Annotated in this window: 10 protein-coding genes; 1 reads left to right on the forward strand and 9 read right to left on the reverse strand. The window is 48.2% G+C overall.

Annotated elements, in window-relative coordinates; translation table 11 throughout:
- Positions 1 to 54 precede the first annotated feature (54 nt).
- The 4 genes from FPG75_RS24095 to FPG75_RS24110 form a co-directional block, all read right to left on the reverse strand.
- Positions 55 to 1,506 (reverse strand): LamG domain-containing protein, encoded by a 1,452-nt coding sequence (locus FPG75_RS24095; RefSeq protein WP_143310606.1) that lies wholly within the window; start codon positions 1,504 to 1,506, stop codon positions 55 to 57.
- A gap of 607 nt (positions 1,507 to 2,113) precedes the next feature.
- Positions 2,114 to 2,890, reverse strand: coding sequence for an alpha/beta hydrolase (locus FPG75_RS24100; RefSeq protein ID WP_143310607.1), 777 nt, complete (start codon positions 2,888 to 2,890; stop codon positions 2,114 to 2,116).
- Positions 2,891 to 2,985: 95 nt separating this feature from the next.
- Positions 2,986 to 3,846, reverse strand: coding sequence for a helix-turn-helix domain-containing protein (locus tag FPG75_RS24105; protein WP_143310608.1), 861 nt, complete (start codon positions 3,844 to 3,846; stop codon positions 2,986 to 2,988).
- A gap of 39 nt (positions 3,847 to 3,885) precedes the next feature.
- Positions 3,886 to 5,940, reverse strand: coding sequence for a TPR end-of-group domain-containing protein (locus tag FPG75_RS24110; protein ID WP_161596910.1), 2,055 nt, complete (start codon positions 5,938 to 5,940; stop codon positions 3,886 to 3,888).
- 150 nt (positions 5,941 to 6,090) lie between these two features.
- Here FPG75_RS24110 and FPG75_RS24115 point away from each other — a divergent pair, with 150 nt between their 5' ends.
- Complete coding sequence (locus tag FPG75_RS24115; RefSeq protein WP_143310610.1) at positions 6,091 to 7,056, forward strand: peroxiredoxin family protein; 966 nt, start codon at positions 6,091 to 6,093, stop codon at positions 7,054 to 7,056.
- A 3-nt stretch (positions 7,057 to 7,059) separates the two neighbouring features.
- Here FPG75_RS24115 and FPG75_RS24120 read toward each other — a convergent pair whose 3' ends face one another.
- The 5 genes from FPG75_RS24120 to FPG75_RS24140 all read right to left on the reverse strand — a co-directional run bounded on the left by FPG75_RS24120 (position 7,060) and on the right by FPG75_RS24140 (position 15,241).
- On the reverse strand, positions 7,060 to 7,806 hold the full coding sequence (locus tag FPG75_RS24120) for a LytR/AlgR family response regulator transcription factor (protein ID WP_161596911.1): 747 nt from the start codon (positions 7,804 to 7,806) through the stop codon (positions 7,060 to 7,062).
- Positions 7,806 to 10,901 (reverse strand): ligand-binding sensor domain-containing protein, encoded by a 3,096-nt coding sequence (locus FPG75_RS24125; protein WP_161596912.1) that lies wholly within the window; start codon positions 10,899 to 10,901, stop codon positions 7,806 to 7,808. Before FPG75_RS24125 ends, FPG75_RS24120 begins: the two co-directional genes overlap by 1 nt.
- Positions 10,867 to 11,367: a hypothetical protein gene (locus FPG75_RS24130; RefSeq protein ID WP_143310613.1), complete on the reverse strand. Its 501-nt coding sequence runs from the start codon at positions 11,365 to 11,367 to the stop codon at positions 10,867 to 10,869. The genes FPG75_RS24125 and FPG75_RS24130 overlap by 35 nt, the downstream gene beginning before the upstream one ends.
- A gap of 196 nt (positions 11,368 to 11,563) precedes the next feature.
- Positions 11,564 to 13,042 carry a cytochrome c family protein gene (locus FPG75_RS24135; RefSeq protein ID WP_143310614.1) on the reverse strand — a complete coding sequence of 493 codons (1,479 nt, stop codon included), beginning with the start codon at positions 13,040 to 13,042 and terminating at the stop codon, positions 11,564 to 11,566.
- A gap of 111 nt (positions 13,043 to 13,153) precedes the next feature.
- A complete protein-coding gene (locus FPG75_RS24140) occupies positions 13,154 to 15,241 on the reverse strand; it encodes a hypothetical protein (protein ID WP_201748005.1) in 2,088 nt (695 codons plus the stop codon).
- Between the last annotated feature and the right edge of the window lie 221 nt (positions 15,242 to 15,462).

The raw sequence follows: 15,462 nt of genomic DNA on the forward strand, positions 1-15,462 counted from the left end.
TAGCCCCCGCAGCATGCTACGGGGGCTAAATATTTAAATAAACAAATAATCAAATTAGTTGCCGTAGTTGTACAGCTGCTGTACCTCGTTAGCGGTGATCTGTCTGCCATAGATACGTACTTCTTCCATGGCGCCTTTCAGGAAGTAGCCATTGGTAGGAGAAGTGATCTCATCGCGGCCGAGGTACATTTTAACTGTAGCTGGCGCGTTGGCAGGCAGTATGCCGGAAGTAACGTTGTCGAGCACACCATCGACGTAGAAGGAAACCTGCTGAAATGCATAGCTGTAGATGCAGGTAACCATGTGCCAGCCATTGAGACCAATTATTTTGGTGCCGAAAGCATTGGGATCATTGCCACCGGGGCCGAAGCCTGCTACGGCATAAGGAGAAGCGGCATAACCTCTAACGGCATAGCAGAAGCCACCAGGTCCGTTGTCACGTTTGGTAAGGATTTCGGAGCCATAAGAGGCGTTGTAGTCGTCCAGTTTCACCCAGGCATTCAGTGTGAAATCGGTATTGGTGAGGCGAAGGTCGGCAGAATCATTTACTGCGATAAAGCTGCTGCTGCCATTGAAATAGGAAGCGCCATTTGTTTTACCGCGGCTGTCCGTTGTATAGGAGATGCTGGTAGCTACGCCATTGTGGTTGTTGCCGGAGATATCGGTGGCGCCTCTGGCGCCGTCCAGCGGCCAGTAAGCGATCAGGCCATTGTTCAGCGTATTTGGATTGTAGAGGTTCTGTATTTCAGCGGCGCTGAGTGCCCTGTTATAGATGCGGATATCATTCAGTGCGCCTTGCAGGAAATAGCCGTTGGTAGGCGAAGTAACTTCATCACGGCCGATGTACAGTTTGGCGGTGGCGGGTGCATTAGCGGGCAATATGCCGGTGGTAACGTTATCCAGTACGCCGTCTACATACAAAGTAATTTTCTGTTGCGCTAGGTTGTACACGGTGGTGGTCATGTGCCAGGCGCCGGTGGTAACGGTTTTGGAGCCGAATGCGTTCGGATCGTTACCGCCAGGGCCGAAACCTATTACGCCATAAGGATTGGCGGCATAACCTCTGATCGAGTAGCAGTAGCCACCAGGCCCGTTGTCGCGCTTGGTGACGATTTCAGAGCCATAAGATGAGTTGTATGAATCCAGTTTCACCCATGCGTTGATGGTAAAATCGGTATTCGTTAAACGCAGGTCTGCCTGATCATCTACGGAAATATAGCTGCTGCTTCCGTTGAAGTAGAACGCGCCATTTTTGGTGCCGAACCTGTCCGTGGTGAAGCCGGTATTATACGCAACACCGTGGTGGAAGTGGCCGGAGCGGTCGTTGGCATAGGAGAGGCTGTCCAGCGGCCACCAGGCGATCAGGCCTGCGGTATCGCTGAGCAGTTCAGTATGCGCTTTGGGAGCCATGGCAGGCTCGTTGATCGCTGTTTTCGAGCAGGAAAACAGGGCTGCCATTGTTAAGCCGCAGAGGCTAACATTCTTCAGGATTTGTGTTGCTTTCATAATAAATGGGATAATTCAATTTGGGTTTTCTGAATTGATGAGGGTTTTTTACTGGTACAGAAATAACAATAAACAGATAGATTAACTGCTGTAAAAATAAAGAAAGCATACATGCTGCTGATGAAAAAAAGTAACATGCAAAGTTGAAATGCAGGATGGTTGATAAGCGCGCAGGCCCTAAGTACAGTGGATGACAGGGGATTAAGAAAGTTGAGGATGACAAGTTTATTTTTTCGTATAACCGATAGCGTTATGACAAGAATTAAACGGATTGGAAAGATTTAAAAATAGGAGATTTAAGCGAAGAAGCCCTTGAAGCGCTCAAAGCGCTTCAAGGGCTGGAGCCTTGTTGATCTTCCCGTTAAATCAGGAAAATCTTTCTAATCCTTAGTATTCTGCCAGGCCAAACAGGCTGACGTTTCTGAGCATTTTTGTTACGGTCATAGATGGCAGGATAATTCAGTTAGGTTATTTAGTTTAAAATAAAAAAGGCGGTGAAGATATAGAAACGGTGCGGGTAGAAGCAGAGAAAAAAATGTCTTGTAAAGTTTGAAATAATTTACGGATTTCTTAAATCAAGAAATCCGTAAATCAAGAAATCCAAAAATTATCTATGCGATACTTCCTGCGCTGCCTGCATAATCACAGCGGCTACTTTCTTTGGCTGGGAAATATACACGGCATGACTGCCTTTGATCTCGGTTACTTTTGTATTGGAGCGTTTGTACATATTGCGTTGTATGTCGGGGTTGATACTTTTATCTTCTGTGGCGATGATACCGAATGTGGGCTTGTTTCTCCAGGCGGCGTTGGTGATGGGGCTCACGAAACATTTGCCATAGAAGGCGCCCTGTGAGGCATACATAAACTCGGCTTCTTCTTTGCTGACATCCGCACAGAAACCGGCATGGTACTTTGCTTTATCGTAGTATACGATCCCTTTTTCATCGGGGGGCAATACGCCGTTTTCCGGAGCTGGCGGAGCTGTCTGGAACCATTTCAGGGCTGTTTCGCCATTGTCGGGCTGGAAGGCGGCGATATACACCAGTGCGGCTACTTTCGGATGATTGCCCGCTTCTGTGATCACCGCGCCACCCCAGGAGTGGCCGGCCAGGATCGCCGGGCCATCCTGCGCATCCAGTGCAAGTTTGGTAGCTGTTACATCATCTTCCAGGGAAGTTAACGGATTTTGTACAACGGTAACATGATAGCCTTGTTTGGTCAGTTCTTCATAAACGCCTTTGTAACCGGAACCATCGGCGAAGGCGCCATGTACCAATACTACATTTTTTACGGCTTGTGCATCGGCGCTGGTGGCGGCGCCTGCAGTGGAAAGAACGGTAGCCAGGGCAATGACGCTGTGCTTTAATGTTTGCTTTTTCATATTTTTTGTCGTTGAAGTGTTTGTTTGAATCAACGATACAAAGGTGCTACGAAAAGCAGGCGTAGCGGCAGGGCATATTTCCCGGTTACTTGTGGTTATTTCCCTTCTTTGGCAGTTGCAGGCGAATTCCTGAATTCTGATGGCGACAAACCCGCATTTTTCTTGAAGAAACTGGAGAAATAAGCGACATCTTCAAAGCCCAGCTCAAAGGTGATATGCTTGATGGATTTATCGGTATAATATAAAAGTCGTTTAGCCTCTACCGTTATCCGCTCCTGGATCACCTGTGAGGGCGGCTTCTGGTTAAAGAGGGCGAAGAGGTTGGATAAAGTTTTGGGTGATTTGCAAAGCTGCTGCGCGTAGAAACTGACGGCGTGCTCCGACTTGAAATTGGCCTCTACGAGTAAATTGAATTTCCTGATAATATGGAAACGCTCGTCCTGCTGCTTTTTGGCAGGCACATAGCCCGACTTGGCCAGTCGCGTTACATAGATGATGAGCCGTTTCAACAGTACCAGCAGCATCTCATTCTGGATATGATCCGAGGTATTAAATTCTTCAATGAAAATGTCGGACAGCAACTGCAACTTCTGCCGGGATGCTTCGTCCAGCCGCACAAACAAATGATCCGTGCTGCTGAACAGGAAACCTACGCAGCTCACTTCACTGTCGTGGTCAATGATGCAATAGAACTCCCGGTTAAATTGCCAGGCCACAATGCTGGCGGCATCTTCAAAACTGAATGACTGGTTAAACAGCAGGGTGAGCAAGGAATCAGCAGGAAATTCATATTCCGCGCCATCGATGGTAACGGTTTGATTGGGGCCGGTGTTCCAGGCGATGGTAAAATATTTATTGAAGCGGTCTTTCGTGAAGCATAGCCGGTCGAAGCCTGCATCTTCTTTGAAGAGGAATATTTCCCCGCCTGTATTTTCTTCCCGGAGGTGGAGTTTCATGAGTAGTTTGTTGGTTACCTTAATTTAATGATAAATCCTTTAGATATCATGCAGCACAAATGAGAAAAAGGTATTGCGTTCCAGTTCTTTCTGCACCGCCTCCCGCTTATCCACATCCGCGATACGCGCAAGCGAATCCTTCAACGCAGCAGCCATATTAAGGCATTCGGTCAGTTTGGTTTCATCGACCCGGCCAAACATATGCGCATCTTTGAACGTATAAAGGAGCATATCGGCATGTACATGGGGCGAAAGCGCGGTATGGTGGCGGTAAACGCGGTAGAGCCGCTCTTTGCCGAATGACTGGCCGCGCATAAAATAATCTTCGTATATCCGTGCCAGTAATTCCCGGTAGCGGGCATATCGGGCGGCGAGCGCTGCATCCTCAACGGAATCGGGGACCTGTGGCAGGTCCGGGAAATACATGATATCCGCAACGTGGCTGATGATGTTGGCGGTGGTAGCTGTACCTGGCTCCAGTTGCGCGATGGCTTCCAGCATTTCGAGGGTCACAAAAGGGTAGGTGTTGGCTTCCGCGAAGCGCCGCAGTTCAATAAAGTGCGCATGTTGCCAGATGGGTTCCAGGTCAGTGTCGGTCCATATATCTTTTAGCTTGTCGTAGCCATACACCAGGGCTTTGCGCACCTCTGCCACGGCGGCATCCAGCTGGCCGAGCTTTACATACGTGCAAGCCGTATGATGGAAGATATAAGGATTAAGCCAGGCATAGCCTTTCACTTTTTCATAGATATCCAGCAAGGCCTCGTATTGCTGTTCCTGAAAACAGGCATGCATATAGTTGTTGATGGCGATATAAAAATCCCGCTTCAGTTGATGGGCAGGGTAGTAGGTGTCAAAGTGGCTACGCAACCACGTTTGAAAGGATTCATAGAAAGCCCGGTCGTATGCGCTGGGGGTGGGAGGCTGGTTATTTTCGAAGCGCCTGTTATTGATTTCGGCTGCAATTTTTTGGATGAAAGTGTCCGGATCTTCGTTGCGGATGATCTGTACGGGGCCATCGAAGGGCGATGGTTTATACAGGATCATGGTACCGTTCTTGTCGGCTGCAATGGCCAGCAGGCAATGGTTGTAATGAATGTTGGCCGGGAACCGCAGCACCCTGAACGTGGCCGGATCTACCGCTATCTGCTCTCTCCCTACATATACTGCCCGCTCGCCTGTTAAAATGATGCAATGCCAGAAATAGCCCCTTGTATCAAATTGGTAAGCGCCGATACTTGCTTTGGCAATTACGAGATGATTGAAATAAATATTGTTGGCATCTACCGCATGATGATCGTCTACCACTTTAAAAGTAACGGGATCGGCTTCGGGTATCAGTTGCAGCTCTTCGTTGTATACGCCGATGGCGGATTTATAATAAATGAGTTCTGTCTGTTGCATCTTTTTGAAAGAAGCGGTATCCGTCAGCAGTATCTTGCCGCCTGTCACTACATAGCGGCCATCTGTGCCGCCATAGGGCGTTTGCCGGAACCGGGCTGCATCGAGCTGTTTGAATACGGATACATGGCCGCCGGGACGGTAGATATATTGCCCATTAAAAAAATACTCATCAAAAAAGAAGAGAGGCTGTGAGAAGCTGGCAGTATCCAGGTTTTTCAGCACTCCTTCCTGCCGGTGTTTTTCCGCCAGGGCCTTACATTTCCTGACGATGGCGCTGTCTACGATCTTCCCCTTATAAAATTCGTTGGCGAAATCGCCTGTAACTTTTTTAAAGAACTGCTGCCGGATATCTTTCTCCAGCTGCTGCCAGTCGGCCGCCGGGATCTCTTTTACCGGCATGCATTGCTGACCGTTGATCTGATAAATATCCCGCAGGTCGGCCTGATCGAAATTGAGCGCATCATGCATACCGGCAATATAACCCACACCGGGCAGATCGGCAAAGGTGACCGCCCGCTGCAGAGCCGCCATTACCGGTGAAGCGGCAGGCAAAGGACCATAGTTAAAATAAAAATAGGCAAACAATACCTGTTCTTTTTTTAAATACCTGAACACATAAAAATTCTTGCCCGGCTGGTTTAATGTGTCGAAGATGAAGGCGGCCAGCTGCTTTACAGGCGCCGTTCTCATGAAGGATTTGAATGATTTTTCAGTGAGGGGTATTTTCGCGAATATGGCTACGGGTTGTGACATGATGATAAACAATGAAGCGCCGAAGATAGTAATATTAATTATGTTTGCCTTCACCCTTTTCATGATCATGAATGCCTATATAATGTCATGAAAAAGATATTAATATGCGCGCTGCTTTTATTCCCGCTAACCGGGATCTGTCAGCAACAGGAAACAAATGATACTACCGGTTTCTGGGACCTGCACCTGGATGCGGTGATGGCCTTCTTCTCAAAAGACAGCGTCAATAAAACGGAATTGATGCGCGACTTCAACGCTTTAAATACCATATTACGAAAAGATGTGGGAGAAAAAGCAATGAAGGAAGAGCTCAACGCATTGGATATGGTCAGAGACAGCATTGCATACTATAAGCTGGTGACTACAAAACCCGCGGCAATCTATCGGAAGAAGCTGATCCTGAAACAACAATTTGTAGCTACCCATCCGGATTCGTATATCAGCCTGTATGCGTTGGACGATAATCATGGCATGTACAGTGCAGGCAGCTATGAGGCGGCCTATGCGAAACTGAGTAACCGGCTGAAAAAGATGCATGCGGCTCAACGTATCCGCGACAGCATCGCCATCTGGAAACGGGCGGACCCCAAAGGCACGCTGGCGCCGGACTTTACCCGGAAAGATCAGTATGGAGAAACCATCAAACTGAGTGATTACAGGGGCAAACTGGTGATCCTCGATTTCTGGGGCAGCTGGTGCGGCGCCTGCCGGCAAAGCCATCCGCATTTAAAAGAACTCTATGAAGCCTATAAAGATAAAGGCCTCGAGATCATTGCCGTGGCAAACGAAAATGTTCATGGAGAGAAAACGGCATTGAGCAAGGCCAAAGCAGCCTGGCTGGCGGCCATCAAAAAAGATGATGTGAACTGGGTGCATGTACTCAACGATGAAGGCAGCGGCGACAGGGATATCGCAAATGCCTACCTGGTGAGCGCTTATCCAACAAAATTCCTGCTGGACAGAGACGGGAAGATATTGCTGCGCATTGATGATATACTGAATGTAGAGATAGATCAAAAGATCAAATCACTGCTGGAAGATGGAGCGCATTGACCCTTATGCGCCATGACCAAACGTTTTCAGAAATTCCTCTTTCTTGCGCCGGGAAACCATCACACAGCTGCCATCCTGCATTTCAATCTGTCCGCCGTCGCCTTTAATATAGCGTTTAATATAGTTCAGGTTGATGATATGGGAATGGTGGGTACGGAAAAAAGTATCGGTGGGCAATAGTTCTTCAAAATCTTTCAAGGTACGACTGGCCAACAATCCGGGACAGTTGGCAAAATAGATGTAGGTATAGTTGCTGCGGGCTTCCAGGTGTATGATGTCGGTGGTGTTGAAGAAGAGGAGCCCCTCAAGGGTAGGAATGGCGATCTTGCTCAGATGGGGTTTGGCCTGGAGGTTTTGCTGTAATGCTTCCAGTTTCTTTTCTGTGGTATCCTGCGATTGCTCGTTGATCCTTTTTACGGCAGACCGCAATTCTTCAATATCGATGGGTTTGAGCAGGTAGTCGAAAGCGGCATACTTGATGGCTTTGATCGCATATTGATCATAGGCGGTAGTAAAAATGAGGCTGAATTTTTTATGCGGTAATTGATTCAACATTTCAAAACCGTCCATGCGCGGCATTTCTATATCCAGGAAAACGATGTCTGGTTGCTGCTCTTTAATGAGTTGCAGCCCGCCTGCCCCATCTACTGCTTCGCCGGTGAGCATTACTTCGGGACAGTAATTCAGGAGTTTTTCCCGGAGGGCAATGCGGCCTTTTTTTTCATCATCGATAATAATTGCTGTTAGCATCATTGTATTTTTAAACGTACCTGTATTTTGGTGCCAGCCGCTTCGCCATTGTGTTTCAGGTCGGTGACCACCACGGAGGCATTGTCTTCGCTATTGAAGAAACGTACTCTGTCCTGGCTCATCTCCATACCATAGGAATGGGCGCCTCTGGGAGCGCCGTTTTTGAGCGCATCTCTGCCCACGCCATTATCTTCAATGATATATTCAATATGCTCCTGCTGTTTGCTCACGCTGATGGTCAGTTTCCCGTTGTTGTCGGGCCGGTTCTTCAACCCGTGTAAAATGGCATTTTCCACATATGGCTGTACGATCAGGGGAGGCACTTTGTAATCATCTTGCAGCAATGTTTCATCGGCCTTTATCTCTACGGTGAACTTATTCTCATAACGGAGTTTTTCCAGGTCGATATACAGTTGTAATGTTTCCAGGTCTCTGGCCAGCGTGACGGTATTTTGTTTGGAGCTGTCGAGAATATTGCGGAGCAATTTCGCAAATTTATTCAGGTATACGGTGGCGTAGTATTTATCATTGCTTTGTATCAGCGCATCGATGCTGTTGATACAATTGAAGATGAAATGAGGATTCATTTGTGCTCTCAGCGCCATCATTTCTGTTTCGGCGATCTTTTGTTTCATGGCGGCATCGTAACGGATATTGTTGATATGCCTGCGCACCACTAACAGGACAATACCTGCTGTAATAACGATGCCGGCTATACGAAGCCACCAGGATTGCCACCAGGGCGGCAAGATGGTGAATGCCAGCGTGGTGATCCCTTTGCTCCATTGCCCGGCGCTATTGGCCGATCTCAGCTGGAAGCTGTATTTACCCGGCGGCAGGCTGGTATAGCTGGCTTCATTGTTATTGCGGCTGTCTACCCAGCTGTCGCTTAATCCGAGTAAACGGTAAGCATACTGATTCCTGGCTTCATTGGAGAAGTTATTCGTGGTGAATAAAAGCCGGACGAAATTTTCTTTGTAATGCAATACGATCTCGTTTCGCTTGCCTGCTGAAATATTCAGGGGCGTTCCATTCACCTGCATATCGGTGATAAGTGGATCGGGGCTGAAAGTATTTGTCTGCAATGCAGCAGGATCAAATCTTGTAATGCCGCCCACGCCGCCGAATAGCAGGGCGCTGTCATCATCTGTGAGGGTGCAGGCGGTATTGTATTCCAGGAAGGCGAGGCCATCGCCCAGATCATATTGCTGTACCTGCCTGCTACCGGGATCTATCTTGCACAAGCCGGTGTTGGTGCTTACCCACAGGCATCCTTTGCGGTCTTTCTGAATGGCATAGCATACACCGGAGCTATTGGCCGGGTTGATGGTGATGTGTTGCGTTACTGTCTTCTTTTCCGGATCATATTGTACAATGCCATTGTCTGTGGCAATCCAGAACAGACGGCCATCTTTCAGGAGATGCCTGGTGTAGGGAGAATATTGCTTCACCGCCTCCTGGATGCAGAACTGTCCCTTCCGGTAATCGTACTTTACAAGGCCGCCGCCGGTGGTACAGATCCACAGGATATTTTTTTCATCTTCATAGATATACCTGCCAATGTAGGCGTTTAACTGGAGAAGGCTGTCGGAACAGGGTTTCCAGCGTTTATCTTTCAGTGAAAAGAATACCGGGCCATTTTCCCCGGTGATAAAGAGGCTGTCTGCATGTTGAAGTTTATGTACGCAATATAATTTTTGCGTGCTTAGTAATTGATCGTTGCGTTGAAAAGTGAACTGTTGTTTTTTAGGGTCGGAACAGATTAATCCGCCCCAGGTGGCTATCCAGAGCCGTCCCTCATCATCTTCAGTCATATCATAAACGGTGTTGCCGGCGGCATTAAAGGCGACAAATGCAGGATGGCGGAAGAACTGGTTGGTGGCTGTATTCCAGGCAACCAGTCCCTTATTCTGCGTACCGGCATAGCGCTGACCATCTTTACTTTTATAGAGATCAAAGATCATGTTATCCGGCAGCGACGCGGCGTTTAGCGGTTCATTACTGAAATTATCAAACTGGTATTTCAGCGGGTCGTATTTGGCAATGCCTCCGCCACTAAGGCCGCACCACATCATATTTTGCCGGTCGTGGAACAGGGATAATACAAAGTCTTTCCCGGGAGTGCGGTCATCATATCGGTTGTAAACTGCTGTTTGTATTTGTAATGAACGGGCATCCTGGCGTACAATACCATTGCCCCTGGTGCCGATCCACAGGTTACCGGCGCTGTCTGCCGCAAAGCAGCCAACACCGCCCTTTGCAGCGGGAAATGAATGAACGCTTCCGGCCGCATCCAGCGGATCGTTTACATAAAAACAACCTTCCGTGGAAGTGCCGATCCATAAGGCATCCTGATGAGGAAACAGCGTTCTTATCTCCGAAAATGAATGCTGTATGTGCAATGCCTGCAATGCGTACTGCCCATTGTGTGGCAGCAGGTAGAACAGCTGATGCAATAGTGCTACGATGATCCTTCCTTTATACATAACGATGCTGCTTACTACAGACCGGTTCTCTCCGTCGTCAAAAAAATATTGTATACTTTTCGTTTGTGTATTGAGCAGCAACAGTCCTTTATTATAGGTGATGATCCAGTATTCATTTTCCCGGAAGCTGACAATTTCCTTTACCGGCACTTTTTCCAGCTGGGCTGCGAAAGGGAACAGGTCTGTAACCTTCAGCAGCGAGTCTTTTCCCGGATGATAGATACAGGCGCCACGGACTGTTCCCACCCACAACAGTTTTTTATAGGGGTCAAAAAAAAGAGATGAAATATAGTTGGATGGTAATTTTTTACCACGTTCATTTTGTGGTAAAAATATTTTGAACTGTTTGCCATCATAGCGGTTAAGCCCGTCCTGCGTGCCAAACCACATGAACCCATCGGCATCTTGCGCAATAGCAAAACAACTGTTTTGAGAAAGTCCGTTCTGTGAAGTATAGTTTTCGAAATATAGTCCCCTGGATTGAGCGGCCGCTAACCGACAACTCAATACCATCAACAGGAGCAGGCAATATCGGGAGATATCATTCAAACCCGTTCTTTTCCCGAATTTACTACTATTCAGGAAGATGATAATACCGCATGACCGCATGGTAATCATTATAATCAACTGGTTGATGGCTGCTCATCCTTCCTCCCGACAGGATCGCCGTTGCAGGTGCAATGATAACCCTGATCCTCCTGAATAGCAGCTTGCTCCCGTAGGTGCTTCCGTCTGAATTAAAGGTTCTGATACTCAACAGGTAGTTACTGGGATTGACATTGACCTGATACGTGAAAAAGCGTGTCTGGTACAGGTTGCCGGGACCTGCACCCGGTATGGCATACCAGCTTGTACCATCTTCCGGAACAGGGTTGTAATACACGAGGATAAGACTGGAGTCCATTTTATTGGATGTAATATTATTCAGGACAAGATTCAACATCCCGGTAAATGTCTGCGAATCGAAAGTGTACATCGTGATATTTGCATTGCCTTGTGGCCCCTGAGGGCCTATGTCGCCCTTCTTGCAGGCGACGAAGGCGAGCAGCATACACGCCAGAAGATAGTTTTTCATAAGAGTGATTTTCGAGGTTATTTCTCCAACAAAATTTCAGGATAAAATGTGATGAGACAAGCACTGTTGAGCTATTTACAGAGATGGATGAGCCAATGGCAGAAAATTACAGGTTGCAGGAAACTAAAAAGACGGTATCATTGATACCGTCTTTTTAGTTTCCTGCAACCTGGTTGTACTGTGCTATTAACAGGCATCATCTTTTTTTCTTCACCATTGACGCCGGGTATTGCGCCGCAGATATCGCGAAACTGAAATCGCCGAAAATATTATTACGGGCTGAATCGCTGGGGAGAGGTGCAATGGTGCTGAATTTATGACAACTGAAGCAGGTGTTGGTATTTTGCACATAGCTCTCCAAAGTAGTATTGGCCACTATCGGCGTACCACTCGCCATCCCGGCTGTATTAAGCGGGAACGGCACCGGGATGGGCTTTGTCGGATGCTGCTGCGAGCCGTTCGACCAGATCACATCTACCAGTTCATAATACTGGAAAACAGATTGCGGATAAAATTTCCGGATATAATTGCGCATGCTGTCGTTGATCGGTACAGCATTTGACGCATCAAGCAGGTTTAGGCGGGTAACCTGTATCGGCACTGGCGCAGCCTGCGACAAGTTGTATGGTGGCGATGTATTCGGCGTGCAGCCTACCGTTACGGTACCGCCTCCATTCAGCGTTACCTGTCGCGAGGTGCAATTAGCGCCGTAAAAATTGTATCCATATGGCGGCGTTTCGTTATTGGCGTCTGGCACATTATCTACCTGTTCAAAAGTAGCCCATACCCAGGTGGGCTGATTTTGCGTTTTATGCAGGATATGCAAACCTACCAGCGCCACAGCAGTTTCCCTCAGTTTCCCGGAAGCAGAATCAAATACAGTAGCCCTGGAGAGTTTGTAGCGCTGCCACTTTGGGGAGTTGATATTATCAACTTCCATCCATGCGGCTTTCACTTCTATGGCGCCTACCGGGCCGGTATACCCGCCTGGCGGAAAGCTGATCGGGACATTGTTTTTCACTGAATCGTGCTGTGTAACGGCATTGTAGTAACCGTTCCTGACTACAAAATCATAGTAGTCTTTATTCAGTTTGATCTCATACCACACGTTGGTATTGTTTTGCGCACCAAGCCAGTTGGGCTTGCCGAAAGGGGCCGCCTGGTCAGGAATCATGCCAAACGTAGTGTCTGCGGCAAACTTGGTGGTGAAAGTTAAAAGCTTCGTTTTAGTTGGATTCATCAACAGCTTTTGTGTTTTAAACTTCGCTGCAAATTGCGGCGAAACCAGCGTGCCCCAGGCTGGCGGCCGCGCTCCGCCGGGAGGAAACATCACATCTATCGGCATATAGTTTTCCCAGCTTACAGGCGTATAATCTCCGGGAGGCCCGAAATACCCCGATGAATCAACCGGCCAGTTCAAACTGATGAATTCCTGCCAGGCAAAGCAATCCGCCTGCGATTGAACGTTAAAGCTGGCGAGATCTCCCGGTACCTGATTGTTGAATTGAATGACGATTTTATAGAGAGAAGAACCAGCGCCAGCGTAACAGTCGCAGGTGTTTGTTGACCGTGGCAACTGATGATCCCTGTTATCCGGCTTGAACGCTGTTATGATGAATTGATTGAGGAATAAAGCCGTACAGGAGATAATGAAGATGGTAGCAGATCTGTTCATGTGACAATATTTTAATGATCATTCGAAAGAATGTTGTTGTAGGAATCTATCGCCCCTGCGGAGTGATAGATTCCTACAACAACATTCTCCCGAACGGATGTTTCGCGTTATTCAGCGCACGTCAATGCTGACGATGATCGCTCCTATGTTATCAGCTAAGCCGGAGCCGTATTGTCCGGTGAGGTCATCATTGATGCATAATTGTATTTCGCCGCTGAGCTTGGGCGGAAGAGTAGTGCCCATACCTACGAGGAAAACAGTATTGCCCACTTTACCGATGAGCGCACCTTCGTCCTGGTTGGGCATTGCATAACCTTGCTTGGCAGAAATGAAGACGGGATTACCTGCGGCATTGTATAGCTGTCCGCCATTATCCTGCGGGTTAGCGGTCCATAAGCCCGATACATAACTGATGGAAGCTGTATTGGCTGCGGTGAGCACTACGCCCGTATTCTGCCATGCGATATTGGCCTGTACAGTTACGGGCGACACCATAAACAGCGCGGGCATGGCGGCCTGGCGCTGCTGCCCTACATTGATCACGTACACGCCATGCTGCCCCGGCGTGGCATTGGCGCCAACAGCCACGGTAATGTATAACGCTGTATTGGCGCTGGGTTGGCTGTTACCCGGTATTGCATAGGTAACATTCTCTTTTACAGCAGTTACCCTGGCCTTGATATTGGGATCATCAAAAAGGACCGTAGGATAGGTGGCGGGCTGATTCTCTTTCGCGGTGCAGGTGGCCGCCACCACTACCATATTAGCCGCCGTGGTGCCCACATTGATGAAAGAAGGAACATATGTACTGTTGCTCAACAAGGGGATCGGATGGTTCACCGGGTTAGGCACCTGGATGTTATACAAAGTATCAAAATAGTCCTGGTAGAAGAGTTGAAGCGGTTGTGCAAATGTATTTTCAGGACTGGTATCGCCTACCGGTCCATATCCGTCCGGAGTGGAACCCGCATAGGCGCTGGCTACGATTTGCATATCGAAAGTGGATGCCACCTGTGATCCCCACTTGATATTTTCTCCTCCAATAGTAATGTCGCTCACGGTGTAACCCTTGCTGGCCGGTACTTCAAATACGGCATGCAGAATGAAGTTACCGGGCAAGTTGTTGCCATCCTGATCAGTCAGTGTTTCGCTGCCGCGTGTAATGGTCCAGAAGGTAGATGCATCAGTGCCATCCGGCGTCACGTAGCTGGAGAAGCCTGGCATTTGAATGTAGAGCCCCGGCGGATCTGCGAGGGTAAGTATATTTCCATTTGTAACGAGATTATTGACGTTGCCTCCGATATTGGGATCGCTGTTGCGGTAGCGCTGACCAAACTGCCCCACGCAAATTAAATCGTTGAATTGTCCGGATGACCACATCGTAGGGGGATTGGGAGGTGGAAGGGGATTCGGGTTGAAACGCTGGATGGTGGAGGAGGTGGCCAAACCTATTTCGGTTTGTAGTGTATTGGGTGTACTGGTGAGATGTATAGCGCCTCCAACGCTGTCGTTGGATACCGTTCCGCTGTTCCATTTGTTCAAGGGGTTGTATATCGGCTGGTTGGTAACAGGATTCACGATCCCCGGTACCGACAGGTCCTGCAAGGTGATCTGAGGTTTATTCAGGATAGATTGATACAATGCCAGCACCTTGTTAGGATCTACCAGCCACAGGGTGTTCCAGTATTCCGGGTTTTCGCAGGTGAAGTCAATACGTGTGATTTTTCCTGCCGCATTCTGCGTAACGGCCCATTCGCAGTATTCGTCTTGCCATCCTCTGGGGCCATAAGGGAAGTAAGGCACATTTTGCCCTGTACCGCAGGGATCATTTGATATTTGTCCGGATATGGCTCCTGTATCGGCCATCTCGTTCAGCTGATCTTGGTTGGCCTCGGGGAAATTATATGCCAGCCTGCCCGGGAAAGCCTTCCATTGAATAACAGCTGTACTACTTGGCGGATTGCTGTCGACGGGATTGTAGTAATTAGTGGTAGGGGGCGTGTTGGTAGAGTTCCATGCATTGTTCAACATGCCCTGTTGTGTGAATCCATCGAGATTGTTGCTCCATAAGCTGTTCATCATTTCCTGTTTGGATGGCTCGCCTGAAAAATCCTGGATGTTTGCAGGGGTGCGGAATTGAAACCTGGAAGCAGTAGAAGGGGCTTTCTTGTCCGGGGCAATTTTTTCTACGGTTTGCATTGCATTTAAGTTTTAAATGGTTATTCAAAATTGCGGGAGAAACTGGTGTGCGTATGTTAGGGCTCCGACTAATCGAGGTAAGATGCGTTTGAGGGTACGCAACTGTAGCTGCAAAGTTGTAGCATTGGCGGGTTAATCACAAGGTGAAAAATACCTTTTTTGGGGATGTGTATTTTTAGTATCTTAGGAGAATGTATAAAGGGGCAGGCCTCGCGATATCG

Source organism: Chitinophaga vietnamensis (assembly GCF_902167635.1).
Taxonomy (GTDB): domain Bacteria; phylum Bacteroidota; class Bacteroidia; order Chitinophagales; family Chitinophagaceae; genus Chitinophaga; species Chitinophaga vietnamensis.

Coding starts and splice junctions, on each gene's coding strand:
- FPG75_RS24095 (WP_143310606.1), bottom strand. CDS start 1,506: ATGAAAGCAACACAAATCCTGAAGAATGTTAGCCTCTGCGGCTTAACA.
- FPG75_RS24100 (WP_143310607.1), bottom strand. CDS start 2,890: ATGAAAAAGCAAACATTAAAGCACAGCGTCATTGCCCTGGCTACCGTT.
- FPG75_RS24105 (WP_143310608.1), bottom strand. CDS start 3,846: ATGAAACTCCACCTCCGGGAAGAAAATACAGGCGGGGAAATATTCCTC.
- FPG75_RS24110 (WP_161596910.1), bottom strand. CDS start 5,940: ATGAGAACGGCGCCTGTAAAGCAGCTGGCCGCCTTCATCTTCGACACA.
- FPG75_RS24115 (WP_143310610.1), top strand. CDS start 6,091: ATGAAAAAGATATTAATATGCGCGCTGCTTTTATTCCCGCTAACCGGG.
- FPG75_RS24120 (WP_161596911.1), bottom strand. CDS start 7,806: ATGCTAACAGCAATTATTATCGATGATGAAAAAAAAGGCCGCATTGCC.
- FPG75_RS24125 (WP_161596912.1), bottom strand. CDS start 10,901: ATGCGGTCATGCGGTATTATCATCTTCCTGAATAGTAGTAAATTCGGG.
- FPG75_RS24130 (WP_143310613.1), bottom strand. CDS start 11,367: ATGAAAAACTATCTTCTGGCGTGTATGCTGCTCGCCTTCGTCGCCTGC.
- FPG75_RS24135 (WP_143310614.1), bottom strand. CDS start 13,042: ATGAACAGATCTGCTACCATCTTCATTATCTCCTGTACGGCTTTATTC.
- FPG75_RS24140 (WP_201748005.1), bottom strand. CDS start 15,241: ATGCAAACCGTAGAAAAAATTGCCCCGGACAAGAAAGCCCCTTCTACT.